The following is a 26,093-nucleotide window of genomic DNA, read 5'->3' on the forward strand; positions in this document are numbered from 1 at the left end:
TCATAACAATGAAAAATTTAATCAAGTCGGCACGAATTACAATCGCATTCTGCCTTGTTCTTAGTATAGGATACATATTTGTATTATGGCTCTTTGCACGTATCGCTTCTCCGGGTGATGGAAATGCAGAAACGATAACGCTGAATGGACAAACTGTTGGAGCTGCCAATGTGGGACAGCTCTTTACCCAAGACATATACTTCTGGGGACGTCCATCGTGTGCGGGCGATAGCTATGATGCGACCTCGTCGTGCGGAAGCAACAAGGGTGTGACGAATGAGGAGTATCTAGCTGAAGTCGAAGCACACATTGATACATTCTTGGTACATCACCCCTACTTGAAGCGTAGCGAAGTCCCCGCCGAAATGGTCACAGCCAGTGGTTCTGGACTCGATCCTGATATCACGCCCGAATGTGCATACGTACAAGTGAAACGTGTGGCCCATGCTCGCGGATGGCGTGAGGAGGATGTCAAGAAGATTGTCGATGAGCAAGTACAAGGTTCTCTCTTTGGACTCTTCGGACCTGAGAAAGTAAATGTATTGAAGCTTAATGTAGCACTAAATAATATAACCAAATAGTAAGGATCTTATGAAAAAAATATTGTCAGTATTCCTGCTAAGCACTCTTATTGTGTCGCCTAAACTTCAAGCACATGATTTCAAAGTGAATGGGAAAATAGATCTGGTAAGCGATTATGTGTGGCGTGGTGCCTATCAGAATTCAGGATTTTCAGTACAACCTACTTTGGCGCTTTCCTACCGCAATCTATCCTTATCGGCATGGGGCAGTCAAAGTTTAACTAAGTCAGATGGTGCACAGGAGTTTGACTTGATTTTGAACTATTCCATTGGTCGGTTTGGTATAACATTATTAGACTATTGGTGGAATGGTATTGCCGCACCCTATGGTGACTACAAACATGATCACCATTTCGAAGCATCATTGAGCTATACCATTAGCGAACGAATCCCACTTACATTAAGTTGGTCAACAATGTTTGCAGGGGGAGATGACAATCAATCGGGCAACCGTGCTTATTCAACCTACATCAATGCCTCATACAATATTCAATGCCCTTATGAGGTAACTCTTACTCCGTCAATTGGTTTTACGCCTTGGAAAGGTATGTATAATGCAGATGGAGCTACTGTTGCAGATATTGCACTCAAGGCAAGCAAGGATATAAAAATTACAGAGCGATTTTCAATTCCGCTATTTGTGCAAGCTATTGTGGCACCTTCCTCCGACAAGACCTATTTGCTCGGTGGAGTTAGTCTAGGTTTTTAAGGATCAGGACATCAAGGCGGTATGTGCTGAATATCTATACCTGTAATAATGCTTACGCAGATGTATTCCAGACTGATTTTGGACAATGCCTACAACTTATGGGTATGATACAGCGTATTGCCTCAAGTCGCATTGTGGGGTAAGGGGATATTGTAGGCCGCAAGTGGGTGCTTCAAGTTCAAATTATCTGCTAATTCAGTAATGAGAGGACATGTACACGCAATAAGGACGTTCAAGGGCTTAGTTGCGGATTTGAGGATAATAAAAAAAACAATAATTCTATGACTATTATTATAACGCTTATAAGCATACTGTAGAAGAATTTCTTTTTATAAATCTTCACTTCCTTCAATGAGAGTTTATTGAAGTGTGTCTGTAGTTTTTCATATTTGTTTTCATTGTATATTTTCATATTGATAAGAATTAAAAATACAAATAATATGAACAATGGGCTACTCAATAGTTCAAAACTATCGGCAATACTTCTCTCTATTACTATATTTAGTAAAATTAATAGCATTATTACAAAGAACACTATATAAGAAAATTGAAGAACTGCTATTATAGCAAAAGTACGATCAGGAAAACCTCTTTTGGGTGTATTGTGCCAAAGCCAATAAAATATATTATCACAAAATGATATCTTGTCTTTTTGTGGAATAAAGTATGTTTTCATTTATGTGATTTTACTTGAGATAGTGATCATCTTAATTTCCCTTGCCGAAATTCTGGATAGTGAGGATTATATTTAACCTTAATTCCGCAACACTATTATAAATTAAACTTTTTAAGTACCTGAGCAACAAAAAGTTGCTCAGGATTTTGCCATGTCAGAATTTTTACTTATCTTAGTGTTGCAAAAAAAACAAGAGAATCCGACGATAGATATGGCGAAGATACAAATTAAATCTGAGAGACTCACTCCTTTTGGGGGATTATTTTCAATCATGGAGCAATTTGACTCCACATTATCATCTGTAATCGACTCAACCCACGGTCTAGGGTGTAGAGGTGGGTTCTATTAATTCCTACGGTTATTAATATCATTGATGAGCTACTTACCTTTTTATGTCTTTTCGTTTCTTATCGGCTCATTTTGTAAGTTTCTTCAGTCGTTATGCCCGCATAACTTCTTCATTAACTTTCAAACTGATCTCGATAATAATTCAAAAATCCATAAAAGCTCATTTATAGAACCCACCTTAAATAATTCTTATCCCGAACAGGAGCATTTACTAATTTGATATCACTCGTTTTTGCCAATCAGTATGATTATGAGCTTTATTGAGAGCTGGATTATAGGGATTATCGATATATACAGACAACCCAGAATGCTGAATAATTGGTAGGGAAATAAGATGAGATGTATTATTCTTATAAATCACAAGATGGTTCATCACCCTAGCTATCTCTTTACGCTGCTCTGTTGTTAGAGCTAAATAGTTAAGATATTGGCTAAAGTCAAAAAATAGATGCGTAGAATACCGATCATAAGGTTGAAACAAACTCCTTTGGCTAGACAAATCCTTATACAAGGAACTCTTAAAAAGGATATGCCTACTTAATTCTGCCATTTCCTCAAACGCACTAGCTCTAATAACACTAATAGTGGCAGAACGATAAATACCCTCCTGCTTATTCCAATAGTCAAAATAAGCTGTTGCAAAAGCTATTAGAGGACGAGGCTGATTGCATCGAGTACAAAAGAGTTTACTCAAATGGGTACGATAAATAGGGGTAAACCCTGGACTGAGAATTTCTGTAGCAGAGGCAATAAAATAATCGGCTTTATTACGCAACGAATAAAGTGCTTCAACATTTGCCATAAAACACATATCAAAAGCTATAAATGTAAATCGATGATCGGGTATTGCTCCTGCAAAATCGTCGATATTCATATAGTGTGTGCCATCTTTAATGAGCGCACGTGTTACAATCCCTTCACCTTGCACCTTGGGGATACCTTGCATATGAGCTTCCTGTATGTTAGTAGCAGCAGAAGTATTTCTTTCTGCAGGTAGCCATCCCGTAGCATGACTAAAAACAATGAAACCATAAGTATCTGCTGGAGCAAAATGAGACATATCAGCAATAACGGTTGTGAGTAGCACGCGGTCAGCCATATTATCTTGAGTATAAACGCGAAGCGTATCCCATTGCTTTTGACCATTGCTCATAGTAGCTTGCAATAACAAGGGGGGATGCTTCCCATCATCTGTAACCACTAAGAGCTTACCCATACTAGCATTCCAACCTGTTAACAATGCTTCACACTTACTTTTAGCTTCTGCCGATAGGTCATTATCGGCTGCAATATAAGCCAAAACTGTACGGGTCTTATACTGCTGTTGATAGATATTTTCCTCTTTCGAACAAGAAAAAAGAATAAAGAAACTAAAGACAAAACATAAACTTATTATACGCATAAAAGCAAAGATAAGACGATATAATCAATTAGGTAATCCTCTACAGTATAGCTTGTTCTAACGCTACTGCAAAAAGAATATATAGAAATCTTACTTAAAATATATTAGGCGTGCGCTTTCGGGAGCCCGAGTGCTAACACGCCTAAAAAAAACTAATTACTTAAACCTTAATTGCGGAAAGGAAGAATGAAAGAGAGATAATTTTGATTGGGATAATAATATACATATAATAAAGTACCCAACTTAGTACCTACTGAACCTATTGTAGTTCCCAACTCTTTATCACCAGTCCACAAATCTCCTATTATATATCTAACAACATCACTACCAGCAGATTGGTTCCAATAATTCTCGTTAGCTATATCCTGCACTTTTACAGAGGCACCTTTCTCACCTAAATAACGCGTTTGTACAACAACGCCTGGATAACGAGACGTAAATTTAAAAGCTGTAAGATACTTATTATTAGCCCCCTTAAATCTAAGAGCATAAGCTACATTTTTCTCAGTAGAATAATAATCAGAAGTGATGGATAAAGGAGCCTTCTCTCCATGAAATTTCACAGTTTCTTTAACATTCTGTGCATTTACTGCACCAGAAAAGAAAGTTTGAGCACCATCAAAAGTCCACACATAATACGTTATAACCATAGCTTCTTCCCATTTAGGAAGATGCCATCCTTTAGGCGAAGGATCTCCATCATTGTTACCTTTATAGGACGCTGGCGCATTGGTAGACTTTGCAATAGCTTCCTTCCAACTTTTAACAGAAGGCAAAGCGGAATTATACATATTAATATTATCACCTAAAAAAACTTTATTGCTACTCCACAAACGAGCATCTGTTGCTTGCATAGAAGCCTTCTCATTTCCGCCTGTTAAGTCTGTTTTATTACGTCCCCATTGATAGAGCTTTCCAAGATTTTTTTGACCGAAATTATCGTCTGTTACAACAGGACCAAAAGTATTTAGATCTGTAACATAAGCCTTTGCTATCCATGCAACAGGATTTAACGATGTAGTAGCAGCTTTCTGGGTCAAAGTAATCAATTTGGGTGCAACCTTATTAGGAGCGTAAGCATTCTGCACTTCCAATACTGCTGAGCGGTCATATAAATCCACATTTTTGCCAATCTTCACCAAAAAAGTCTGTTGTAATTTGCCACCGCTAATATTAGCCGTACCCAATTCACTAACAGAAATCCAAGGGTATTCTGCCTTATTTATCAAGATACGGCTTTCCATAGCAGGGCTTTCCACATTCACCTTCAAATAGTAAGCTTCAGGAGTGGTGACGTTAATGCTTGTTACCTTATTAGCCTCTGCATTGTTGGCAGTATGGTGTGCAGTAGCAGCAGTACCTTTGTCATTAGAAGCTGCAATCGATTTTACTGTAGGCATCGCAGCATCTGTTCCAGGCTTCAGTGTCGATACACCTCCTTCATCCCAATCTTTTACTTCTACAATATTAAAAGTCACATGAGAAATATCATCTGCATTGCGAAGCTGAACGATATAACGTGTATTACGCTTTACTTTTCTGCCAGTAAAAGGAATTGCAAATTGAGCTTTCTGCCCTTTGTAGAGACCTTGCACCTCAACAATTAATTCGTCAGCCTTATTTTCATAAGTGTAGAGCTGCATATGCATCTTTTTCATATCGCCACTAACACCCTTATTAGGAACAAATGGTCCAATAGCTAAAGCAACACTTCCTAAATTATCCTTACAATAAAGCTCAGGAGTTTGTCCCTTAACGAGATAGGACTGATTAATACTCTGACGAAGTTGGAAAAGCCACACTAATTTGACCCACGCTGGCAAGTATTTTAGACCCAGTAAGGTTAAAATAACCAGCCCCACCTTGCCAAAATAAGAATGACCCTTTGAAACGCTAGTTTTTTAGGGTCATTTTGTAGTTTTGTGTTACTGTCCTGGTCGGCATTAAAAACATAAAACTATTATTTATATGACAAAATTAAAGAATTTATTGCGCTGTTACGCATCTGGTATGGGAATAAGAAGTATTTCTAGTACTTTCCATATATCTCGTAACACCCTCCGCAAGTATGTCCGTAAATTCCAAGAAAGTGGCTTGTCTATGGAGCAAATTCTGTCGCTTTCAGATGATAAGCTAGCGGACTTGTTTTCAGATGGGCATTCTCGTAACCGTCCGCCTTCTGCTCGTAAGTTGGAGTTAGAGGCACTTGTTCCTGATTATGTGAAACGGCTTAGCAAGAAGGGTGTTTCTATCTTATCTCTTCACACGGAGTATCTCAAAACTCATCCTAATGGTTACCAGTATTCTACTTTCAAACACGCAATCCATGCCTACAGATGTCAAACACGAGCCGTAGGACATGTAGAGCACCTTGCTGGCGATCAGATGTATATTGATTATGCGGGTGATAAACTAGAGATAGTCGAAGAACAGACGGGTGAGGTGCGGAAGGTAGAGGTTTTTGTGGCTACCCTTCCATGCAGTCATTACACCTATTGCGAGGCAGTGTGGTCGCAGAAGAAGGAAGACCTTATCGTTGCTTGCGAGAATGCTCTTCATTTCTTTGGTGGTGTACCCAAGGCTGTTGTGCCTGACAACTTAAAATCAGCCGTTATCCGCAGTGATCGTAATGAGCCTGTTATCAATGACGACTTCGCTGCTATGGCTGAATTTTATGACATGGCTGTTTATCCAGCTAGGGTGCGCCGTCCCAAGGACAAGGCACTGGTTGAGAATGCTGTAAAGCTAATGTATCGGTCGGTATATGTAGATATTGAAGGGCAAATTTTCCATAATCTAGAATCACTTAATATTGCTATACGCACATCTTTAGAAGCATTTAATAGCCGTAGATTGAGTGGACGTAAGGAATCCCGCCAAGAACTATTTGAGGAAATGGAAAAAGATTTTCTTCGTCCTCTTCCTACCGCTCGCTATCAGATGAAGTCTAGAAAGTCTGCTACTGTCATGGCTAATAGCTTCGTTATGCTAAGAAAGCATAGTTATAGTGTTCCAACAGAGTATATCGGCAAACGTATGGAGCTTATTTACGATAATGACAATGTTCAAATCTACTATGGGTTAAAGTTAGTTACCATCCATCAGCGAGATGATACTCCCTATACCTACTCACAGAAAGATGCACATAATCTTCCTGGTCATCATGGTAGCTTTGAAAAGGATTTGGAGGAAATATATCAACGGGCAGGGCAAATAGACAACATCCTTCTGCTTTATCTCAAGGAAGTCGCTACGCAGATGAAATATCCACCAAAAGCCTTCCGCTCTTGCCGTGGTATCATGTCGCTGGAGAAGAAGTATGGCATGGCTCGTCTAGTAGCAGCTTGTAACTGTGCTTCGGAAGGACGACGCTATGGCTATAATGAGATAAAGGATATACTACAGAAGGGTGATGATGCTTCCTATATATCTATGGATGAAGATAATATGGAGCTATCTCCTGAATATAAATCAAAAACGCATAAGAACATACGAGGCAAGGATTATTTCTCAAAGCAATTATCCAATAATAACAATAATAGCAAACAATTAAAGTAAACAACTATGGAACTAAATAATAATAAGACAGCACCTATTGTGCAAGAAATGGATAAGAATCAGTTATCTCTTGATTTAATGCATAGAATGAGGCTTACGGGTATGGCAACTGCCTTTGAAGAAAGTCTAACAACTACAATTGCAGATACGATGACACCAGATGCCTTTTTATCATGGCTCTTATCTCGAGAATGGGACTATCGTTCCGCAGCTGCTATTGAAAGACTCATAAAATCAGCAGGGTTTAGATATAAAGCCTATCCTGAGCAAATAGATTATAATATCAATCGCAACCTTAGCCAAAACAAAATGGAGAGAATACTCTCACTTGATTTTATCAAGCAAGGACGCAATATATTTATTACTGGTTCATCAGGAACTGGTAAAAGTTTTATCGCTACAGCTATAGGCTATCATGCTTGTAAAAATGGTATTAGAACGATGTATGCTAATATGTCAAAATTACTAGGGATACTTAAAGTCGCCAAGAATAAAGGAACGTTAGAAACAGAGCTAAAGAAGATAGAGCGATGTCGCTTGTTAATCCTCGACGATGCCTTCCTTGTACCTGTAGATGCAAAAGAGCGTCCTATATTACTTGATATTATAGAAGATAGGCATGAAAGGAAGTCGATTATCATATCTTCTCAACTTCCTGTGGACAACTGGTACGATGCAATAGGCGACCCTACCGTGGCAGATGCTGTACTAGATAGAATCGTGCATAGCTCATATCAAATAGAACTAACTGGAGAGAGTCTTAGAAAGATAAAAGCAAAGAATATTGGTAGGTAATAGCGAAATAAAATGACCCACCCGACCAGGGCATTTAGTGGGTCAATAATAAATCGTTTTACTGGGTCTAAAATACTTTGCCAGCGTGGGTCAAATTAGTGTGGCTTTTCCAACATCTACACCGACAAGCAAACCTCCAACGAAATCGTCTCCGCTGGAGCCGAACCGGCGACCGTAGGCAACAACGCCGACGCCTTCGTGCGCAACGCCGCTGGCACCCCATCCCAGTTCACCGTGAGCAAGGATGGCAAGAAGGTAAACTTCACCGACGGCAACCTGCAGTACATGATGCCTAAGCAGGTATATTCACTCACCGTGCGCAAGCACATCGACTCCAACACCCTCTACCGCAAGGGCAAGGACCAACCACTAGCGCTGGAAGCCAAGTACAACGTGCTGAAGGGATACTACCGACTCGCCCCCGAGCAGTGGATCATAGTGCCCCCCACCAACACAACGACCGAAAACGGCTACTTCGGTGAGTACACCTGTGTGCAGGACGTCGACGGCGCATGGAACGTGAGCTGCACCGACAACCCCGTGTTCGACATGTTCTTCTTCGGACGCCCAAAGTACCCCACCCTCATCGAAAAGAACAAGGGCAAATACTTCCTGCCCATAAAAAACACAGAGTACCAGGGCACGGACCAAGACTGGACCAAATACGCAAAGCTGGCCGACAGCCCCGACCCATTAGTAACCCCCAGCAATAGCGATTGGCAGTACCTATTCGACGTGCGCCGTTTTCCTGACGACGCCAGCACGCCTGCTTTCGCCCTCGCGTTCCTCGACCTCAACGGCAACGGTACTGTGGAGAGAAAAGTGGACCAGGCTGGAATCGTGATATTCCCCGATGGAATGAACAAGTCGACTGCAATGTCGCTCTTCACCGCACCGAATGGCTCTACTTTCGGCAAGCATACCCTCGACACCAACGGGCCGAGCGGCAATAAGGGCAAGATCCTCAAGATGGAAGCCGTCACCGAGAAGGGCTGCCTCTTCTTGCCCTTTGCCGGATGGAACACAGGCTTTAACAAAGGCAAATGCAAGATAGATCAGATAGGCCGCCACTTCAACTACTGGACCTCCACGTCCGACGGTAAGGCGATACCGGAGAACGTGTCAATGATCCACTACAACATTACGATCGGCGCGGTGTTCGGCTCGAAAGGCGAACTCGGCGGCAACTCCGTGCGCTTGGTGCGCGTCGTAAAATAACACCAACCCCCAGGGGAACAACACTTCCGCGAGAAAAGAAGTTCTGAACCCCGAGGGGGGGGACATCGCCGGCACCGCTCAATAGGTGTACCAGCTGTTCAGAAAGTACGGCGACCTTACCGACCCGCACGCCGAGGAGCTGGCGAGGCTCAAGACATTGATTGCCGAGTACGAGCAGAGCTCGCACTTCACCGTTGGGGCGGTCAAATTCACCGTACTGGCGGCAGGCACAGACACGGAGCGGATAGCGTAAGCGGCGACTACATAGACATCGGAATTTGGCGAGGGCTCGCAAGCCCTCGCCATTTTTTCGCTCACGGCACGAAAAACCAGGCAAAACTCCACCTTTCTTCGTTTGACGAGTCCACGCAGGACTTTGCCTTTGTAATTCCGACAACGGGTGTACGGTAGTGATTATATGTCCTTAAAGGAAATATTAATGCGGAAATGATTAACTTTGCTGTTGCAAAATTTTAGAATACATCATGAAGAAAGCAACTTGGCGAAAACATCATAAATGGTTGGGATTGGTATTGGGATTTTTCCTTATTATGTTCTGCATTTCTGGCGTAATGCTCAATCATCCTTCTCTTATCACACAATATAGCATCAGTCGCGCTTATCTCCCAAAGGACTATGAATATAAGAAATGGGATAAGGGATTGTTGCGCGGTACGCTGAAATGGAACAACCATGTTATCGCTTATGGCTATAATGGATTGTGGCTCACTGATAGCTTGGGACAACATTTCTCCGACTTCAATCGTGGATTACCCACTGATGCCGACGCTAGAAATATCCGTGGGATAGCAGAAACGCCTTCGCATCAGCTATTCATGGTAAGCCAATATGAGCTTTATACCTTAACAAGTCATCATACTTGGAAGAAAATACCTCTTTCAAACGGTGAAGAAGAACGCCTGAGCGATATTACGACAAAGGGCGATAGCCTTATCGTAACAAGCAGATCCTACATTTACTTATTGGTAAAACCTTATCAAACTTACCAGAAGATAACGCTTGAAAAGCCCACCAACTACGATGGAAAGGTATCGTTATTCAGCACCGTATGGCAGTTGCATAGCGGTGCGCTGTTTGGTTTTGTGGGCAAACTGATAGCCGACGGCATCGGTCTTGCACTCTTCTTTTTGACTATTTCAGGTTTTGTCTTTTGGTTTATACTCAAACGCAAGCGACAAGGTAGTAGCAAATTGGCTAGTCGCTGGTTACGCTGGCATAACTATATCGGACGAATATCTATCGCTTTAACCCTCTTTTTATGCTTTACGGGATGGCTACTTCGCCCTCCTGCCCTCATCGCTATCGCCTCTGCTAGAGTATCTGCCGTCCCCTTCTCTACAATGGATACTGACAATTCTTGGAACGATGGCTTAAGAGCCTTGCGTTATGATCGTGTGAAAAAAGATTGGCTCCTCTATACTTCTGAGGGATTTTATGCGATAAAAGACCTTATGGCTGCGCCTACCCCCGTGCTACATCACCCCCCCGTTAGCGTTATGGGGGTGAATGTGATGCAACAAACAGCCCATGGGGTTTGGCTTATAGGCTCATTTAGTGGTATGTATGAGTGGGATCGCCAACATGGTACACTTATCGATCACTTCACTCATCAACCAGCACAACCTATTAAAGGAATACCTTTTGGGACACATGCAGTGGCGGGTTATAGCCATGATTTTACATGTGGAGAAGTGATTGCCGACTATAAAACAGGGTGCGATAATCTCCCACAACCCCACTGGATGGCAACGCTCCCCATGTCTTTACGCAATGTTTGCATAGAAATTCACACAGGACGCATTTATACTTTCCTTGGAATGGGTACTATCGTCTATATTTTTATCATAGGTTTAGGTATTGCATGGTGCTTATGGAGTGGTTGGAAAATATCTAAAAGCGGCAATCGTCGTAGCGTTAAGAGGACTTGATAAGAGCTTCGTCCATAACGAGAACATATAGGAATGGGAAAAATCTCAACTCTCAACTCTCAACTCTCAACCCTCAACTCTCTTGGTGCTCCTTTCTTAATAGGTCGTTAACCGTCTTAACAGGATTAAAAGTAACGGCAGGAACTTCCACAAAAACAGTGTTCCAATTGCTCATAGCTCCATTCCAAAGACCGGGCAATTCGAGCGCTTTAAGTTCACGTCCATTCTTCGACTTAGCACTAATAAACCCTGTTGTTTCGTCTACATATTGGCGAAGATCAAAGCGATTACCATGAAAATCCTTCAAACCACACACTAGATCGACTGGGTTAAAATGGGTTCCATTTTTAAACAAAGCCATATCTGCAGCGTTATTCTTATCAATCTGTGAACTTTCCAATATTTGTAAGCTAATACCACCATCGGCAGCAATAGTAACAAATGGTCCACCACCTGGTTCACCACTATTGCGCACCATACCACAAACACGCATAGGGCGGTTCAATTTTTCTTGAAGATAGGCTGCTAAAGCCTCATCGGTAAAGCTAGCTGCTTCTGCCTTTTTACAATAAAGATCACGCTCTAAAAAGTTCAACATTTCTTTTAAATCTTCCGAAGAATAGCATTTTGCCTCTAACGAGCGAAGATAGTTGAATGCCTTTGTTTGCAATTTTACCAACAACCCTGCTATGATCTTCTTCCAAAGAATGGTGGTCGATTTCAACGCATCTGGCGATACGTTGTCGATGGTCTTAATAAACAAAACATCGGCGTCTATCTCGTTTACATTTTCTATCAAAGCACCATGCCCTCCGGGGCGGAATAATAGCGACCCATCATCATTGCGGAAAGGCGTATTATCGGCATTTACAGCCACTGTATCGGTGCTTGACTTCTGCTCCGAGAAGCTTATTTCATATTTTTGTCCATAGCGATTTTCAAACAAAGCCACCTTATCTGCCACCTTGTGTTTAAATAAATCTAAATGTTCATGCGAGACCGTAAAATGGAGTTTAGCCTTTCCCTTTGCCGAAGCATAAAGTGCGCCTTCCACCAAGTGTTCCTCCATAGGTGTGCGTGTACCTTCAGCATAACGGTGGAAAAGCAACAATCCTTTAGGCAATTGCCCATAATTCATACCTTGTGGCAAGAGCAAATTTCTTATAACAGCCTTGTAATGCCCTTGCTTTAAAAGCGCATCTATTCCCAAAGCATCGTTACGCTTGCATGTTTCATTCAATTCGTCATAAAATGCAAAGCTACGAATACTTTCAAAGAAACGCTGTTCAAACGCAGTTGTAGGCTCCTCATAACTAGCTTCTAAGAAAGCAAACAAATCTTTAAACATTCTGCTTGCTGCACCCGAAGCAGGCACAAACTTCACTACACTATGCCCCTGATCAAGATATTTTTGCCACAGCGTGGTAAGCGGCTCTTGCTCATCACCCTCCACAACGGTAATACCATGACCAATGGTGGCAGCATCCTCTAATCGGATATAGGGGAAACCTTGTTTGAAACGATTCAGTTGCTTTTCTAATGTACTTTCATTAATTCCTTTCTCGTCTAAGAGCTTTTTGTCTTCTAGTGTCAACATGCACGAAATATTTTGGTTTTTATCTGATAGCAAATATACTCACTTTATATTAGATAAAGGCATTATTTAAAGACAAAAAGACTTTCCTATATAGTTTTTCTTAACTTTAAGGCGAAAGGGAAAGGAAAAAGAAATATTCTTACAAACAATATTGCTTAGTATTCTGAAAAAATGCTTACTTAACTATCTGTTTTTCAACATCTTGAAAAAGGTGATGTTTTACGTAGTAAAAGGTAACCTTTTATGCCGTAAAACATCACCTTTTCATTGAAAAAAGATCATGTTTTGCAATGTAATAGCTTATGTCTTACTTTTTATTCTTGAATATAATTTACACTTTTGTACATCATATCCCCCCACTTCATACTACTTCAAAGCTGTTTTTTAACAAACATATACGAAAGGGTTGAAACAGAAGCCTATTATATATCGTCCTATAACAAGGCTATGAGATATAAAAAAAACTCCCGCAACCAACAAAGGGCTGCGGGAGCAAAAACTTATTTCTTATGAAAAATTTTAATAAGCAAATAAAGGATAAGCCTTCATTGTTTCATTAACCTTTTCACGAACTTCTGCGATAACCTTCTCATCGTCTGGAGCAGAAAGCACCTTGTCGATAAGTTCAGCAACAAGAACCATCAAATCTTCCTTAGCACCACGAGTAGTGATAGCAGCAGTACCTAGACGAATACCTGACGTTTGGAAAGCAGAACGTGTATCGAATGGTACCATATTCTTATTAACAGTGATGTCGGCTGCAACGAGCGCATTTTCAGCTACCTTACCCGTAAGTTCTGGGAACTTAGTACGAAGGTCTAGCAACATTGAGTGGTTGTCCGTACCACCAGAAACGATACCGTAACCACGCTTAACCAACTCCTCTGCCAAAACAGCAGCATTCTTCTTTACCTGTGTAGCATATTCTTTCCAACTTGGCTCAAGAATTTCGCCAAAAGCAACAGCCTTAGCAGCAATAACATGCTCTAATGGGCCACCTTGGTTGCCAGGGAATACAGAAGAGTCTAACAGTTGAGACATCTTCTTAACCACGCCCTTAGGAGTAGTATAGCCCCATGGGTTATCGAAGTCTTTGCCCATCATGATCACACCACCACGAGGCCCACGAAGTGTCTTATGAGTAGTTGTAGTAACGATGTGAGCATGCTTAACAGGATTTTCTAGCAAACCAGCTGCTATCAAACCAGCAGGGTGAGCCATATCTACCATAAAGATAGCACCAATTTCATCGGCTACCTTGCGGATACGAGCATAATCCCACTCACGGCTATAGGCAGAAGCACCAGCAATGATTAGCTTTGGCTTATGTTCACGAGCAAGCTGCTCTAAGTTGTCATAGTCAACACGACCCGTCTCTTTGTTCAATTGATAACCTATTGGACGATAAAGAATACCAGAATTGTTTACAGGGCTACCATGAGAAAGATGACCACCATGGTTCAAGTCAAGACCCATAAAACAATCGCCGGGTTTCAAAATAGCTTGAAGCACAGCTTGATTAGCTTGAGCACCAGAGTGTGGCTGAACGTTAGCCCAGCATGCACCGAATACCTTCTTAACACGCTCAATACAGAGAGTTTCTACCTCGTCAACAACCTGACAACCACCATAATAGCGCTTACCAGGATAGCCTTCAGCATACTTATTGGTAAGGTATGAACCCATAGCTGCCATAACCTCGTCGCTGACAAAGTTTTCAGATGCGATTAGCTCAATGCCTTTTAACTGGCGTTGATGTTCTTTTTCGATTAAATCGAAAACAGTATTATCTTTTCTCATAAGTTATAAAAAATGTTTAGATAAAGCCACCATTTGTAAGGTTACCATTGAATGGCTTCATAAGTTATAGATCTGCTGCAAATATACAAAAACTACTTTAAGTAACCACAATTCTTTTCAAATAAAAAAGTACCTTTTAATAGTTTTTTATACAAATAGGTCTTACCTTTGCGGTAGATAAAAAGATTGACGCCAATGAATAATATTCTCAATATAGCCATTATTGGTGGTGGAGCTGCGGGCTTCTTTGCAGCCATCACAGCAAAGAAAACTTACCCCAAAGCTAACATAACCATTTTTGAAAGAGGCAACAAAGTGCTGGCAAAGGTCGAAGTAACAGGAGGTGGGCGCTGCAACCTTACCAACACATTTGCTAATATCACCGATCTGAAACAGGCGTATCCACGTGGTAGCAAACTGATGAAGCGCCTTTTCAAATCGTTTGACAACGAGGCATGTATGCAATGGTTTCGTTCTCATGGGGTTCCACTCATTATTCAGGAAGACCAATGTGTGTTTCCCAAGGCACAAGACTCCCATGCTGTAATAAATGCACTTACAAAGGAGGCAAAACGACTCGGAATAAACATCATTGTGTGTAAACAACTCATCGCACTAGAACAACCTATGGAGGGCTATTTCCGCCTTACCTTTAAAGATGGCACCGACAGACTCTTTCATAGGGTGGCTATAACCACTGGTGGAGCACCTTTGCAGAAACAACTGGCATACCTTCAAACATTAAATCACAAGGTAGAAGCACCCGTACCTTCGCTCTTCACCTTTAACATAGATGATAAAAAAATACTGAAACTCATGGGAACGGTAATAGATCCTGTAGTAGCCACCATGCTAGGAACAAAACTACGTACAGTAGGACCGCTACTTATAACGCACTGGGGTATGAGCGGTCCTGCCATATTGAAGCTATCTTCCCACGCTGCTCGCATACTAGGAGAAAACGATTATAAGGGACAAGTTGCTATTAACTGGGTGGGCGAACGAACACGAACAGAAGTAGAAACAGCCATCAATAGAATAATAAGCGAGAATCCTAAAAAGCAGCTAGGCAATGTCCGACCTTTTAATCTCACTACTAAGCTTTGGCTCTACCTTATAGATAAGGTGGAACTTGAAGAAACAAAGCCATGGGGAGAGCTTGGGAAAAAGGGCTTCAACCGTATGGTAGAAGTACTTGTAAATGATGTTTACGGCATTTCGGGTAAAGGATCATACAAGGAAGAATTTGTTACTTGTGGTGGTATCAGCTTAAAGTCTATTAACCAAAACACACTTGAAAGCAAAACCTGTTCAGGACTTTTCTTTGCTGGCGAGATTCTCGATGTAGATGGCATCACAGGCGGTTTCAATTTGCAAGCCGCATGGACAATGGGCTATACCGTAGGATTATGGATAGGTAAGACAAAGGAAGAATAGCTAGAGACAAATTATTCTAACAAAGGATAGAATTATAAGGAAATAGTATCTCATAGTATGGCTTAAATTCTAGTTTTTTCTTACCTTTGTTGTAACAATTAAAGTTTTCCATAAACACAGAATGAGTATTTTAAAAGAATTAAAACGTAGCGATCATCCACGTGTGTTGGGTGCTATTGACATCTTCAAATATATTGGTCCGGGATTACTCGTAACAGTAGGATTTATCGACCCTGGCAATTGGGCTAGCAATTTTGCTGCTGGTTCCGACTTTGGATATAGCTTGCTTTGGGTAGTAACGCTATCTACCATTATGCTTATCATTTTACAACACAACGTTGCCCACTTAGGTATCGTTACAGGTTTATGTTTGAGCGAAGCTGCTGTGAAATATTCACCGAAATGGCTAGGACGTCCTATCATCGTGAGTGGCTTTCTTGCAAGTATATCTACCTCTTTAGCGGAGATCCTTGGTGGAGCTATTGCTTTACAAATGCTTTTTGGCATTAGCATCCCAAATGGAGCATTATTGACCACAGCAGCCGTACTTATTATGCTTTTTACCAATAGTTATAAACGTATGGAAAAAGCTATTATAGGCTTTGTATCAATGATAGGTTTAGCCTTCTTATACGAATTGATCTTAGTGGATATTCCTTGGGAAACAGCCCTTAAAGGAGCTTTTATCCCTTCTGTACCACAAGGCTCTTTAATGATAGTTATGAGCGTACTGGGTGCTGTCGTGATGCCTCACAACTTGTTCCTTCATTCGGAGATTGTGCAAAGTCGTGAAATTTATTTAAAAGGAGAAGAACGTATAAAGAAAATGCTAAAATATGAATTCGTTGATACGCTATTTTCGATGATCATTGGTTGGGCTATTAACTCAGCTATGATCCTCCTAGCTGCTAGCACTTTCTTTGCACATGGTGAGCATGTAAGCGAATTAGCACAAGCACAAGCAATGCTTACCCCACTTCTTGGCAACAATGCTGCCAACATTTTCGCTATAGCCTTGCTCTTAGCTGGAATATCTAGTACTATAACAAGTGGTATGGCAGCAGGTAGTATCTTCGCAGGACTATTCAACGAGGCATATAATGTAAAAGACGCACACTCTATCATTGGAATTGTGCTTTCTTTAGGTATAGCCCTCTTAGTAATATTTTTTCTTGGCGATCCCTTTAAGGGACTGATAGTATCACAAATGGTACTATCTATTCAACTCCCGTTTACAGTATTCTTGCAAGTAAGCCTTACCTCATCAAAACGAGTCATGGGAAGATATGTCAACCGAAAAAGTACCACTACCCTACTATATTTCTTAGCTGCACTTGTGTCTGGGCTAAACATTTGGTTGCTGATAGAGTTGATTAAATAAAAAAAATATTGTAAGTTTGCATTATAATCAATAACTAGAACAATGAGAAAACTATTTATTATTCTCGTGCTTGGACTATTCCTACAGACCAACGCATTTGCTGCTAAGGTGCAGAGACCTAAACTTGTAATAGGATTAGTAGTCGATCAAATGAGGTGGGATTACCTCTACTACTATTACAACGATTATAGCTCCAACGGATTAAGACGATTACTAGACGGAGGCTATAGCTTTGCCAACACACAAATAAGCTATGCTCCTGCAGTTACAGCAGTAGGGCATACCTCAATATTTACAGGAACTGTTCCTGCCATTCACGGCATTGCAGGCAACGACTTTTGGCAAAACGATCAAGCTGTATATTGTTGTGAAGATGATAATGTGCAAGGAGTAGGTAGCGATGAAAAAGGAGCAAAGATGAGTCCACACCGCATGCTTAGCACCACTATTGGAGACCAATTGCGCATTTCTACCGATTTCCGTTCACGTGTTTTTGGCGTATCATTAAAGGATCGTGCAGCTATTCTTCCTGCTGGTCATTCGGCTAATGCAGCCTTTTGGTGGGGTGCTAAAGCAGGACACTTTATTTCTTCTTCGTATTATATGAACACATTACCTGAGTGGCTTATCAACTTTAATTCTACACATCACAAGCCATCTGGTTATAATATCAAGACTTCAAACGAAGGAGTTACTATGACTTTTGATATGGCTAAAGCAGTGATTGATAATTATAATCTAGGCGGCGAGGATGCTACCGATATGCTTACAATAAGTATATCGTCAACCGATGCGATAGGACATACTTATGGAACACGTGGAACAGAAAACAAACAAGTATATATGCAGCTAGATAAGGATCTTGCCGACTTCCTTTCTACACTCGATAAGCGCTTTGGATATGGTAACTATCTTATCTTTCTTACAGCCGATCATGGTGCCGCACATAACTTCAACTACCTACGCAAACATAAAATACCAGCAGGTGGATGGGATTGGGAAGAAAGTACTAAGAAGCTAAATGCACATTTACAAAGTAAGTTTGGTATAGCTCCTGTAATGGGAGAAGACAATTATCAATTTTACTTTAACGACTCTATCATTGCTAAAGCTGGCATAGCAAAGCAAACAGTAATAGATGAATCGGTGGACTTTTTAAAGCATGATCCGCTTATGATGTATGTTTTCGATTACGAACATTTGGCTCAAACCACGATGCCAGCATTGATAAAGGAGCGCCTTACTAATGGATATTTTCGTAACCGTTCGGGTGAAATAGGCTTTATAACACGTCCACAGGTATTCGGGGCTAAAGACGTTCCTACTTATAAAGGCACACAGCATGGTCAGCCTTTTCCTTATGACACCCACATTCCTTTCCTACTCTATGGCAAAAACATTCCACAAGGAGAGGATTTTGAGGCTGTAAACATTGAGGATATAGCACCTACCATTTGTGCTTTGCTTCACATACAAATGCCAAATGGAAGCATAGGAAAACCTAGAATATTAAAACAGCAGAAAGTAACACAGTAAAAATGCATATTGCAATAGCAGGAAATATAGGAAGTGGAAAAACTACCCTAACCACGATGCTTGCCAAACGGTACGACTGGGAGCCTCGCTTTGAATCGGTAGATTATAACCCTTACCTTGACGATTATTACAAAGATCTTAAACGATGGTCATTCCCTATGGAGGTGTTCTTCTTAAAAGAACGCTTTAAAGACCTATTAGAGATAAACCAATGTGGTAAACCTGTGGTGCAAGATCGGTCTATCTATGAAGGCGTATATGTTTTCACAGAGAACAATTATGCTATGGGAAATCTTGATACGCGTGATTACGAAACGTATATGGAGTTGTTTGAGGACTTGACAGACATCGTAAAATTACCCGACTTGATGATCTATCTTCGCTCATCGGTGAGCCATCTTGTAGCAAATATTGAGAAACGTGGACGAAGTTACGAACAGAAAATGCCTTTAGGTTATCTGGAAAATATCAATAAACGCTATGAGGACTTTATTCTAAATAAGTATAAAGGCAGAGTATTAATCGTCGATGTAGATGAACTTGACTACCAGCATAATCCCAAAGACTTTGGAATGATCACCGATAAAATAGATAGAGAACTGTTTGGACTATTCTAGGAATAGAAATAAAGAAATAAAAGAAATACATACTATGCATATAGCTATAGCTGGAAATATTGGTGCGGGGAAGACAACACTCACCAAAATGCTCTCAAAACGTTACGGATGGAAAGCTCATTTTGAGCCAGTAGATAATAATCCTTATCTTGAAGATTACTATGGAGATATGGATCGTTGGGCTTTCAACCTCCAAATCTATTTTCTCAACAAGCGCTTTCGTGACGTTGTAGAAATATCTAAGAGCAATGATACGATTATTCAAGATCGTACTATCTTTGAAGATGCACGCATCTTTGCACCTAATCTTCACGAGATGGGACTTATGAGCGATCGCGATTTTAACAATTATACCGACCTCTTCGACCTTATGATGTCGCTAGTAAAATTGCCCGACCTACTTATCTATATCCGTTGCTCTATCCCTCGCTTGATAGATCATATCCAACAACGTGGTCGTGATTACGAGCAAACGATGCGCATTGATTATCTAAAGGGATTAAACCAGCGCTATGAAGATTGGATAAAAACCTACAAAGGACACTTAATGATTGTAGATGGAGATGCTACTGATTTCCAAAATAATCCTCAAGACTTCAAGCGTATCACAGATATGATCGACGACCGCCTATTTGGATTATTCCCTATGGAAGAAGAGTAGGCTCACGCTGGTATAGGTACCTTTTTAGTTGATCTATTATATCTCATAAGAGTAACATCCCAACTGTCTGCGAAGATAGTTGGGATTTTCACTAATAAGCTCTATGCTAGCAGCTAAATATCCTTTAAAATTCTATTATTACTTAATATAGACCAATAAAAAATCTATAACAATTACCATTCTCTACCATCCAAATTGCTTTGAGGAGCACCTTCGTTTGGATTTCTATATTTTTTTGTAGCGTTATTTGTTGGCTTAATCCTATAAAAAGGATTTAAGTCCTCTTCATTCTGATCAGTCTCATCATGATAAATTACCCTAACAGAATCTTTTAAAGAAACATTTTTTACATACCTCCTCAATCGGTTACATGAATAGGTTAACATTAATATAAGAAAAAGTATGATAATATATTTGCTTCGTTGAAGAATTGTCATTGTTTTTCGTATTTATTTCTGAGCTATCATATTTCTATATATACAAAGATAGTCATTTCCTTATAATAGAACAAATCGCTACTACCTCTCTAAATGATAATTAACTAAATATAGAGTTATACAGCATTTTATAAAGGAAATACTCCATTCACTTCATACAAACAACTTATTACTCTGTCTATACTCATCTCTAAAATTTTAGCTATCTTTGCATAAGATAGGCTGCACTCGGCAATATTCAAACAAGCTTGTATTGCGCTCGCTTGCACTATCTTTGCATAAGATAGGCTGCGCTCGGCAATATTCAACACGATTATTCCCTACTCACTTTACACTATCATTACTATACAACTAATCTAAAAAAGAGATAGACATGAATAAAAAAACAATCCTACCCAAACAGCAATCACTACCCCACCGTCAAAAAATAGTAGTATTTACAGGTGCTGGCATTAGTAAAGAAAGCGGTATGGAAACTTTCCGCGACCTTGATGGCTTATGGAAACGCTATGATCCTGCACAAATTGCAACTCCAGAAGGCTTTGCTGCTGACACAGAATTTGTACTCAACTTTTATAACGAGATGCGCAAAATGCTTATAGACATTGAGCCAAATCATGCGCACAAAATAGTAGCAGCACTTGAAGAATGGCACGATGTAACGGTTATCACACAAAATATTGATGACCTACACGAGCGTGCTGGCAGCTCACATGTTATCCATGTTCATGGCGAACTTACAAAAGTAACTTCTTCGTACGATTATCTTAATCCACGATATATTCAACCCTATCCACTAGACAAAGCTATTAAAGTGGGCGACAAAGCACTTGATGGTTCTCAACTTCGCCCTTATATTGTATGGTTTGGCGAAAGCCTACCCGATCTTGGAGCGTGTGTACAGCGTATGCAACAAGCCGATTATCTCCTCATTATTGGCACATCGCTCACTGTTATGCCTGCAGCAGGATTAATCAATTATGCCCCTTTCAATATTCCTAAGTTTTGTATTGATCCTAACAATCTTATGTTACCATCAAACATTGAACATATTAAGGAACCTGCCACACGAGGCATTGACATCTTCATAAAAAGACTACAAGCACTGCAACAAAAGTAGCACAAAAAAACCGCTAGCCTTTATAGGCGTAGCGGTTGTCCTTTTTAGTTCGTCTACTAAATTACTTAGCAGAGTCAGCAGCTGTAGTATCAGCAACAGCAGCAGTAGAGTCTGACTGTGTAGAGTCTGACATTGTAGTGTCAGTCTGTGTAGAGTCAGCGTTAGCAGCTGGCTTAGCGTTGTTACCACATGATGCGAAAGAGATAGCTGCGATAGCTACGAACATTAAAACTAATTTCTTCATTTTTCTTTGCTTTTTAAATTCTGTAAAACAATCAATTTGTTTATTAAAACGTTGCAAAGTTAGATATTATTTTGATATGCCAAAAATATTTTAATAGTTTTTTTTACTTTCTAATGTAACATTTCCATAAAGTGCTGATATTCTGATAAATACAAACAACAAATAAATGTTAAAAATTAAGGAGATATCAAGAGAAGGAAGCATTATAGCCTCATCAGAAGTATTTGAGGTTACTGCTTACCCCACTTTTCACGGGTTAAAACTAAGTGCATCGTACCCTTTCTACATTATATATATAAACAACATACCCAGCTTTAAACCACCAAAAGAAGCAAGCCTCCCTCTAATTCTTCCAAATCTTTATAACAACGTTATCTAGTATCTCCTTTTTTGCACTCTCCACTTTTTCCACTACCTTTGCAAACAATTATGATAGATTCAGCAGCATTTCAAGGCAAAACTGCCAAATTTTATACATTAGGGTGCAAACTCAACTTTTCTGAAACGAGTACTTTCGCACGTACATTATATAATATGGGCGTACATGAAGCAAAGAAAAGTGAGGTTGCCGACATCGTGTTGATCAATACTTGCTCCGTTACCGAAGTTGCCGACCATAAGTGTAGGCAAATTATCAACCGTATGGTACGCCAAAATCCTGGTGCTTTTGTGATCGTAACGGGGTGCTACGCACAATTAGAGAGCGAAACTGTAGCAAATATAGAGGGTGTAAACCTAGTTTTAGGTAGCAACGAAAAGGCTAATCTTGTGCAATATCTTAGCGATGCATGGAATAAAGTAGAGGAAGTATCAACAGCAAATGGCGAAGAAAACAAGAAATATCACACCGTAAAAACAAAGGATATTACGACATTCCAAGCCAGTTGCTCGCGTGGTAATCGCACACGTTACTTCCTTAAAGTGCAAGACGGCTGCAACTATTTTTGCACTTACTGCACTATTCCATACGCACGTGGCTTCTCACGCAACCCCTCCATAGCCTCACTCGTGAAGCAAGCAGAAGAAGCTGTGGCTGAAGGTGGACGCGAAATAGTACTAACAGGAGTAAACATTGGCGACTTTGGTAGAACCACAAGCGAGTCGTTTCTCGATCTTGTGAAAGCACTAGATAAGGTGGAAGGCATTGAGCGTTACCGCATCAGTTCCCTAGAACCCGACCTCATTGACGACGAGCTTATAGCATATTGTGCCACCTCCAAACACTTTATGCCTCACTTTCATATTCCGCTACAAAGCGGATCAGACGAGGTTCTGAAGCTTATGCACCGCCATTACGACCGTGCCTTATTTGCCAACAAGATAAATTTGATTAAGGAATATATGCCCAACGCTTTCATTGGCGTTGATGTGATGGTGGGTAGTCGTGGTGAGAAACCAGAATATTTTGAGGATTGTTACAACTTCCTCGATGCCCTTCCTGTTACCCAACTCCATGTATTCCCTTATTCTGAGCGACCCGGCACTAGTGCCTTGTCGATACCATACGTTGTCGATCCACGCGAAAAGAAGCATCGTGCCAATCGTCTTTTGAAACTTTCCGACCAAAAAACGCAAGCTTTCTATGCACAACACATAGGACAAGAGGCTGATATTCTCTTTGAAAAAGCTGTACGTGGCAAGGCTATGCACGGCTTCACCGACAACTATATTCGTGTGGAGCTATCGCCAGCCGAAGCAAAGGACGAATACGATAACAAAATAGTACGTGTGCGCTTGGGCGATTTCAACTTTGACAAGACAGCACTTAAAGCCGAAATTATCTGATGAAACGTATTGCTGTAGTAATCCTCAATTGGAATGGAAGGAAGATGCTCGAAGAGTTTCTCCCTTCGGTGGTAGAATATTCGCGCGAAGAAGCCGAAGTGATCATTGCCGATAACGCATCGACCGACGACTCGTTAGCGTGGCTTGCTACCCATTATCCCCACCTTCGCACAATTGTACTCGACCAAAACTACGGCTTTGCCGATGGTTATAATAAAGCGTTGGAGCAGGTTACAGACACTGATTATTATGTGCTGCTCAATAGTGATGTAGAGGTTACCCACCACTGGCTCACACCGCTACTTGAAGCTATGGACACACATAAGGACATTGCAGCCTGCCAACCTAAGCTCCTTTCTTATCTTAACAAAGATGCCTTTGAATACGCGGGAGCTTGCGGAGGTTATATGGATAAATACGGATACCCTTACTGCCGTGGAAGAGTGTTCGACACGGTAGAGGACGATAACGGACAGTATGACCATGCGCAAGAAATACTTTGGGCTACAGGGGCTTGCCTAATGATACGCCGTGAATACTATTGGAAGGCAGGCGGACTAGATGGTAGGTTCTTTGCACACAACGAGGAGATAGATCTTTGCTGGCGATTGCATAACATGGGTAAGAAGATTTACTGTTTACCTGAAAGCACTGTGTATCACCTTGGTGGTGGAACCTTGCCTAAATCGAACCCCCGCAAAACTTTCCTTAATTTCCGCAACAACCTCACAATGCTTTGGAAAAACTTGCCTGAACCCGATTTAAAGTCGGTTATGCGTATGCGTTTAATACTCGACTATGTAGCAGCCTTTCAGTTTTTGCTATTAAAACGCAGTTGGAAAGAGTGTAAAGCCATAATAGATGGGCGCAGAGCCTTTAAGCAATGGCGCCACGAGTTTCCACGCAACACACAACAACGCATAAAGCCGCAGAAAGGAAACCGCATAGAAGGTCAAGACGATGAGCAGCTTGCTAACTTGCTACCTGATGGCAGAACCAACCTTTTCCTCCTAAAAGAATATTATTGGGGTAATCGCAAGCGGTTTAGCGATTTACCATAATGTGAACTACTCTTGAAAGGTAACAAAGGCTCTGTAGGAAAAAGTTGGGTAATTCTCAATTGAATCATCTATTTCCTACTGAGCCGTAACAAATAACGAAAGATGCTCTTTTATCTTTTAAAAGGGCATCTTTCGCTATTTGATAGCCAAGAAACTAATTACTAATCAGCTCTTTACCTTATACAAAAGTTTCCAAGAACTTAATAGTTCCCTCTATTTTAAGATTTTTTACAGTAGCAGGTATCAAGATCGATTCGCCAGCCGAGAAAGAAATATGCTCACCATTTTCATCGGTAATTACTGCTCCACCCTTTAAGCCTACGAGGATCACAAACGAATCTAACTCGCTATAATCGAGCTGCATTGGCTCGGTGAGATCGTAAACAGAGGTTGTAAAATAAGGACAAGACACTATCTCTACCCCCTCATCTTTCTTAGGCGTATAGCGTGTTTGATAGTCAGGATAAACGGTATAGTCTATACACTCAGCAGCCTGTTCGGTATGCAACTCACGCGTATGCCCTAAATCGTCCACACGCTTAAAGTCGTAAATGCGATAAGTAATATCGCTAGTTTCCTGAATTTCAGCCAAGAAACAACCAGTACCAATAGAGTGGATACGACCAGCAGGCAAGAAGAAAACATCGCCTTCCTTTACCTTATATTCTGATAAAGCATCGGTAATAGTGTCGTTCTCCACCATTTCTTTATACTCTTCAGGGGTGATCTGCTGCTTTAGTCCTGTGCGAAGTGAGGCATTTGGATCGCTCTTCATCACATACCACATCTCTGTTTTACCACGCAGCTCGCCCTTAGCTTGTGCTTGTTCGTCGGTAGGATGTACCTGAATAGAAAGCTGTTCGCGCGCATCAATAAATTTTACTAGCAATGGGAAATCGTTACCAAAACGTGTATAATTAGCCTTTCCCACTAGGTCGGCCTTAAGATCGGCAACTAGTTCGTTTAGCTTTCTACCCTTATACTCGCCATTCGATACAACACTCTCATTGCCACGAACGCCAGATACTTCCCAACTCTCACCTACTCCGCTAGGAGCATTGTCTACATCCTTGAAAGGTGCAATCTTATTACCACCCCAAATAGTTTGCTTAAGGAGTGGCTGAAACTTTAATAATGTCATTTCTTCTTATTTATTTAGGCACTTATTCTTTTACCAAAAT

The 26,093-nt window shown here is 40.8% G+C and carries 21 protein-coding genes and 1 pseudogene; 15 read left to right on the forward strand and 7 right to left on the reverse strand.

The genetic code is table 11. From position 1 onward, the window contains the following. Positions 1 to 8 precede the first annotated feature (8 nt). The 3 genes and pseudogenes from PREBIDRAFT_RS08710 to PREBIDRAFT_RS11735 all read left to right on the forward strand — a co-directional run bounded on the left by PREBIDRAFT_RS08710 (position 9) and on the right by PREBIDRAFT_RS11735 (position 1,575). Positions 9 to 581, forward strand: coding sequence for a K(+)-transporting ATPase subunit C (locus PREBIDRAFT_RS08710; RefSeq protein ID WP_004336042.1), 573 nt, complete (start codon positions 9 to 11; stop codon positions 579 to 581). Positions 582 to 591: 10 nt separating this feature from the next. Beyond that, on the forward strand, positions 592 to 1,290 hold the full coding sequence (locus PREBIDRAFT_RS08715; RefSeq protein ID WP_004336041.1) for a TorF family putative porin: 699 nt from the start codon (positions 592 to 594) through the stop codon (positions 1,288 to 1,290). 98 nt (positions 1,291 to 1,388) lie between these two features. Continuing rightward, positions 1,389 to 1,575, forward strand: a pseudogene (locus PREBIDRAFT_RS11735) (hypothetical protein). A gap of 950 nt (positions 1,576 to 2,525) precedes the next feature. Here the strand turns inward: PREBIDRAFT_RS11735 and PREBIDRAFT_RS08730 are convergent. Together PREBIDRAFT_RS08730 and PREBIDRAFT_RS08735 are read right to left on the reverse strand one after the other, a co-directional pair. Further along, the gene (locus PREBIDRAFT_RS08730) at positions 2,526 to 3,614 is read right to left on the reverse strand and encodes a clostripain-related cysteine peptidase (RefSeq protein ID WP_004336036.1); all 1,089 of its coding nucleotides are present in this window, start codon (positions 3,612 to 3,614) and stop codon (positions 2,526 to 2,528) included. 269 nt (positions 3,615 to 3,883) lie between these two features. Next, positions 3,884 to 5,578, reverse strand: coding sequence for a hypothetical protein (locus tag PREBIDRAFT_RS08735; RefSeq protein WP_155122324.1), 1,695 nt, complete (start codon positions 5,576 to 5,578; stop codon positions 3,884 to 3,886). Between the two features lie 106 nt (positions 5,579 to 5,684). Between PREBIDRAFT_RS08735 and istA the strand changes: the two genes are divergently transcribed. From istA to PREBIDRAFT_RS08755, 4 genes are all read left to right on the forward strand, one after another. Beyond that, on the forward strand, positions 5,685 to 7,274 hold the full coding sequence (istA, locus tag PREBIDRAFT_RS08740; protein WP_004337046.1) for an IS21 family transposase: 1,590 nt from the start codon (positions 5,685 to 5,687) through the stop codon (positions 7,272 to 7,274). A 6-nt stretch (positions 7,275 to 7,280) separates the two neighbouring features. Beyond that, the gene (gene istB / locus PREBIDRAFT_RS08745; RefSeq protein ID WP_004337048.1) at positions 7,281 to 8,069 is read left to right on the forward strand and encodes an IS21-like element helper ATPase IstB; all 789 of its coding nucleotides are present in this window, start codon (positions 7,281 to 7,283) and stop codon (positions 8,067 to 8,069) included. A gap of 198 nt (positions 8,070 to 8,267) precedes the next feature. Continuing rightward, positions 8,268 to 9,287, forward strand: coding sequence for a hypothetical protein (locus tag PREBIDRAFT_RS08750; RefSeq protein ID WP_004339738.1), 1,020 nt, complete (start codon positions 8,268 to 8,270; stop codon positions 9,285 to 9,287). A gap of 485 nt (positions 9,288 to 9,772) precedes the next feature. After that, complete coding sequence (locus PREBIDRAFT_RS08755; protein WP_004338540.1) at positions 9,773 to 11,236, forward strand: PepSY-associated TM helix domain-containing protein; 1,464 nt, start codon at positions 9,773 to 9,775, stop codon at positions 11,234 to 11,236. A 73-nt stretch (positions 11,237 to 11,309) separates the two neighbouring features. On the opposite strand, the gene PREBIDRAFT_RS08760 is transcribed toward PREBIDRAFT_RS08755, so the two are convergent. Beyond that, positions 11,310 to 12,833, reverse strand: a complete 1,524-nt coding sequence (locus PREBIDRAFT_RS08760; protein ID WP_004338541.1) for a DUF4301 family protein — start codon at positions 12,831 to 12,833, stop codon at positions 11,310 to 11,312. A gap of 519 nt (positions 12,834 to 13,352) precedes the next feature. Continuing rightward, the gene (gene glyA, locus PREBIDRAFT_RS08765; RefSeq protein ID WP_004338542.1) at positions 13,353 to 14,633 is read right to left on the reverse strand and encodes a serine hydroxymethyltransferase; all 1,281 of its coding nucleotides are present in this window, start codon (positions 14,631 to 14,633) and stop codon (positions 13,353 to 13,355) included. Positions 14,634 to 14,828: 195 nt separating this feature from the next. Between glyA and PREBIDRAFT_RS08770 the strand changes: the two genes are divergently transcribed. From PREBIDRAFT_RS08770 to PREBIDRAFT_RS08790, 5 genes are all read left to right on the forward strand, one after another. Then, positions 14,829 to 16,070 (forward strand): aminoacetone oxidase family FAD-binding enzyme, encoded by a 1,242-nt coding sequence (locus PREBIDRAFT_RS08770; protein ID WP_004338543.1) that lies wholly within the window; start codon positions 14,829 to 14,831, stop codon positions 16,068 to 16,070. A 121-nt stretch (positions 16,071 to 16,191) separates the two neighbouring features. Further along, positions 16,192 to 17,451, forward strand: a complete 1,260-nt coding sequence (locus PREBIDRAFT_RS08775) for an Nramp family divalent metal transporter (protein ID WP_004338544.1) — start codon at positions 16,192 to 16,194, stop codon at positions 17,449 to 17,451. Positions 17,452 to 17,493: 42 nt separating this feature from the next. After that, entirely contained in the window at positions 17,494 to 18,987 is a 1,494-nt protein-coding gene (locus tag PREBIDRAFT_RS08780) for an alkaline phosphatase family protein (protein ID WP_004338545.1), read from the forward strand. 2 nt (positions 18,988 to 18,989) lie between these two features. Continuing rightward, a complete protein-coding gene (locus tag PREBIDRAFT_RS08785) occupies positions 18,990 to 19,604 on the forward strand; it encodes a deoxynucleoside kinase (RefSeq protein ID WP_004338546.1) in 615 nt (204 codons plus the stop codon). A gap of 34 nt (positions 19,605 to 19,638) precedes the next feature. Next, positions 19,639 to 20,265, forward strand: a complete 627-nt coding sequence (locus tag PREBIDRAFT_RS08790; RefSeq protein WP_004338547.1) for a deoxynucleoside kinase — start codon at positions 19,639 to 19,641, stop codon at positions 20,263 to 20,265. Between the two features lie 173 nt (positions 20,266 to 20,438). On the opposite strand, the gene PREBIDRAFT_RS08795 is transcribed toward PREBIDRAFT_RS08790, so the two are convergent. Further along, positions 20,439 to 20,702 (reverse strand): hypothetical protein, encoded by a 264-nt coding sequence (locus tag PREBIDRAFT_RS08795; protein WP_004339741.1) that lies wholly within the window; start codon positions 20,700 to 20,702, stop codon positions 20,439 to 20,441. A gap of 373 nt (positions 20,703 to 21,075) precedes the next feature. On the opposite strand from PREBIDRAFT_RS08795, the gene PREBIDRAFT_RS08800 reads away from it, so the two are divergent. Next, complete coding sequence (locus tag PREBIDRAFT_RS08800; RefSeq protein WP_004338548.1) at positions 21,076 to 21,822, forward strand: SIR2 family NAD-dependent protein deacylase; 747 nt, start codon at positions 21,076 to 21,078, stop codon at positions 21,820 to 21,822. Positions 21,823 to 21,883: 61 nt separating this feature from the next. Here the strand turns inward: PREBIDRAFT_RS08800 and PREBIDRAFT_RS08805 are convergent, their stop codons facing one another. Then, entirely contained in the window at positions 21,884 to 22,066 is a 183-nt protein-coding gene (locus PREBIDRAFT_RS08805; protein WP_004338549.1) for a PG1828 family lipoprotein, read from the reverse strand. 429 nt (positions 22,067 to 22,495) lie between these two features. Here PREBIDRAFT_RS08805 and mtaB point away from each other — a divergent pair, with 429 nt between their 5' ends. Then, a complete protein-coding gene (gene mtaB, locus PREBIDRAFT_RS08810) occupies positions 22,496 to 23,851 on the forward strand; it encodes a tRNA (N(6)-L-threonylcarbamoyladenosine(37)-C(2))-methylthiotransferase MtaB (protein WP_004338550.1) in 1,356 nt (451 codons plus the stop codon). Beyond that, complete coding sequence (locus PREBIDRAFT_RS08815; protein ID WP_004338551.1) at positions 23,851 to 24,912, forward strand: glycosyltransferase family 2 protein; 1,062 nt, start codon at positions 23,851 to 23,853, stop codon at positions 24,910 to 24,912. Before mtaB ends, PREBIDRAFT_RS08815 begins: the two co-directional genes overlap by 1 nt. A 178-nt stretch (positions 24,913 to 25,090) precedes the next feature. Here PREBIDRAFT_RS08815 and PREBIDRAFT_RS08820 read toward each other — a convergent pair whose 3' ends face one another. Then, a complete protein-coding gene (locus PREBIDRAFT_RS08820) occupies positions 25,091 to 26,053 on the reverse strand; it encodes a type I phosphomannose isomerase catalytic subunit (protein ID WP_004338552.1) in 963 nt (320 codons plus the stop codon). Positions 26,054 to 26,093: the final 40 nt, after the last annotated feature.

The organism is Prevotella bivia DSM 20514 (assembly GCF_000262545.1).
In the GTDB taxonomy this organism is placed as follows: Bacteria; Bacteroidota; Bacteroidia; order Bacteroidales; family Bacteroidaceae; genus Prevotella; species Prevotella bivia.